We start from the raw sequence: 2,410 nt of genomic DNA, 5'->3' as shown, positions 1-2,410 counted from the left end.
TGTAAAAATCCTGGTTTATCATACAGGTAAGGATTCAGTTGCCTGATCAGGCCCTGAATTCATGTTTCTATTATCAAATCTTATGTCAGTTTTTTGAGTTTACACAGACTTTGAAACGGTCTCTTTCCGGCTGCTGTTCTTCTGTAAAATTCTCACAGGAATCATTCTCCCGGTTCAGATCCTATTTTCTTATGAAAGCACGGATTTTTTCTGCATCCACCTGCATGCAAAAATCAACAACCAGGCCTTTTCCGCATGAATAAACGGCAGGAATCAACCAATGATGTCCCGCCCAGTCAAATTGCCTGCCAATATTGATTTCTGTTCCTGCCCGGCCGCTGCCCCGGTGCCCCCAAAAACTGCCGTCAAAAAAGACCTTCCATTTCTGATGTGATTGATCCATGAATACCTCTCTGTAATTTCTATGCTCCATGCCGGGATATGCGAATCATAACCTGCATATCATCCTGTATTCTTCCTCGTTTTCATCAAAGATTTCAAAACTAATCTTTTGATACATACGAACAGCGTAATTCCTCTTCTGAACGGATAATGAGGTCTGCTTATATCCCTGCTCTTTCAGCTCCAAAAGCATCCTTTTCATCAGTGCAGTTCCGATACCATAATTTCTATATTCCTTATAAAGTGAAACAGCAAGTGATGGCGTTTCATCATCAATATGTCCGTAATCATCCATAATGCGGGCCCAGACAGCCCCTACTATTTCACTTTGTCTTAGTTTTCTTATCGAATAATCCATAAGAACCTCGGATTTATTATTCTACACAGGTGTTCCCACTTCTATCAGATTTCCATCCAGATCATAAAAGCGAATGACTTTCTGCCCCCAGCTGTGTGTCATAAGTCTGTTAACGTAATGAATATCGGGATATAACCGCTCCAGTCTCTCAGCAAATCCTTCCAGATCCGGCTCCTCAAAATACAATTCGCAGGAATTGTTTTGTGGAATAATCTCCCGCTTCAGGAAACTCTTCCAGATCTTCTCATCCTGAAGCACAAGCCCTTCCGTTAAAATCATGTTTCCGTCCTGATCCAGCACCACATCAAGCCCAAACAGATCATGATAAAACTGTTTTGATTTTTCGATATCCTTTACTACAATCAGAATGTTTTTTAATTTCATGGCCTATTTCCCCACACGATATCAGATATACACAGATGACCTCATTTCCAATGCTTCAGCTGCGAAAGGAATGAATCAAACTGAATGCGCCGCTCTTCTTCCTCCAAATGCTCCGGATTCGGCATATGACCAACAAGATACTCAACCAAAGACTCTTTTGATTGATAGGCAAACTCACCATCCGTGAAACACCATTTGCAATAATCCTCATTATAACTGCCGTCCGATTCCCGGCTGATCAGGATGTCTTCATTTAAGGGCATTCCGCAGCACTGGCAAATGAGCTGCCGGGGCGAACCAAGGAGCGTATTGATTGACACATCAAATTCTTTTGACAGCAGTTTTAAGGTTTCTGTGCCCGGCTGTGTCTCTCCGTTTTCCCAACGGCTGACCGCCTGCCTTGTAACCATCACCCGCTCCGCCAGCTGGTCCTGGGTAAGATGATGATTTTCACGCAGCTTCTTAAGTGTATCCTTCATTTCCATATCCGCTTCCCCCCTGACAAAATATATATTATATTATCATTATGGCTCTGCATTTCGTATCTGGCAAGCAACCTGCTGTTGCTTCCGGCCATCAAACGATCTGCATTCGCTGCCCGGACTGCAAACATCCATGAAATCATTTAGATTCTGCAAATTCATACGCCTGCCTGATCCATTGAAACAGTTCCTCGTCCAGATCAGCCAGCTGGCTGATGACGATGTGCGTTGTCCATCGTCCGGGATAAGGCTCTGTTTTGGCAGCAACCCGGTCCGATTCCAGCGGATAGGGCAAGCCCAGCGTAAGCACAAAATAGGGATCCGGCAGTTCCGCCTTCTTCCTGACCCGCAGAAAAGAAACACAGGCATAGACATGGCGGTTTTTAAAGGTAATCTGTGTTTTCTGAACCTTGATTTCCGTCTGCAAAAACCGCTCCGTCAGCTTGTCCGCGAACCTCTCGTAAAGCGGAAGCGCCGCCGAATGCCGGTCAAAAAACCGAAGTACATCCTGCTCTTTTACGCCCATGTTCCGTTCCTCCACATTGATACCCAGAATAAGACTTCCAGGTTTTCTGACATCATTATAGCACGAATTTTTCTCTTTTGAAGTGGGGAAGCATGCATTTCGCCGTAGCAGGTTCGATTTTGTTATTTAACTTCTATAGGGGCTGTTGCAAAAGTAGAGTAATAATCTACGGAGCAGCAGCTCCTTTTTTGTACGAAAACAGAAAACGGGCCCCAAAAGGACCCGCATCCGTGGTATAATTAAGTATGTCAAGTACAA

Annotated in this window: 3 protein-coding genes and 1 pseudogene; all 4 read right to left on the bottom strand. The window is 44.2% G+C overall.

Going from position 1 to position 2,410, the window contains the following annotated elements; translation table 11 throughout:
* Positions 1-448 precede the first annotated feature (448 nt).
* Positions 449-727 (bottom strand): annotated as a pseudogene (locus QJ036_RS14095) (GNAT family N-acetyltransferase); the annotation flags it as partial.
* A gap of 54 nt (positions 728-781) precedes the next feature.
* Positions 782-1,144 (bottom strand): VOC family protein, encoded by a 363-nt coding sequence (locus QJ036_RS14090; RefSeq protein WP_283231973.1) that lies wholly within the window; start codon positions 1,142-1,144, stop codon positions 782-784.
* Positions 1,145-1,185: 41 nt separating this feature from the next.
* Positions 1,186-1,629 carry a zinc ribbon domain-containing protein gene (locus tag QJ036_RS14085; RefSeq protein WP_283231972.1) on the bottom strand — a complete coding sequence of 148 codons (444 nt, stop codon included), beginning with the start codon at positions 1,627-1,629 and terminating at the stop codon, positions 1,186-1,188.
* Between the two features lie 136 nt (positions 1,630-1,765).
* A complete protein-coding gene (locus QJ036_RS14080) occupies positions 1,766-2,152 on the bottom strand; it encodes a DUF5655 domain-containing protein (protein ID WP_283231971.1) in 387 nt (128 codons plus the stop codon).
* Positions 2,153-2,410: the final 258 nt, after the last annotated feature.

It is taken from the genome of Fusibacillus kribbianus, from assembly GCF_030053595.1.
Classification (GTDB): Bacteria; Bacillota; Clostridia; order Lachnospirales; family Lachnospiraceae; genus Lientehia; species Lientehia kribbiana.
This window is presented reverse-complemented; position numbering and strand designations above follow the sequence as displayed.

Bases quoted from the DNA above. Each gene is read 5' to 3' on its own strand.
- QJ036_RS14085 (WP_283231972.1), bottom strand. From the start codon at position 1,629: ATGGAAATGAAGGATACACTTAAGAAGCTGCGTGAAAATCATCATCTT.
- QJ036_RS14090 (WP_283231973.1), bottom strand. From the start codon at position 1,144: ATGAAATTAAAAAACATTCTGATTGTAGTAAAGGATATCGAAAAATCA.
- QJ036_RS14080 (WP_283231971.1), bottom strand. From the start codon at position 2,152: ATGGGCGTAAAAGAGCAGGATGTACTTCGGTTTTTTGACCGGCATTCG.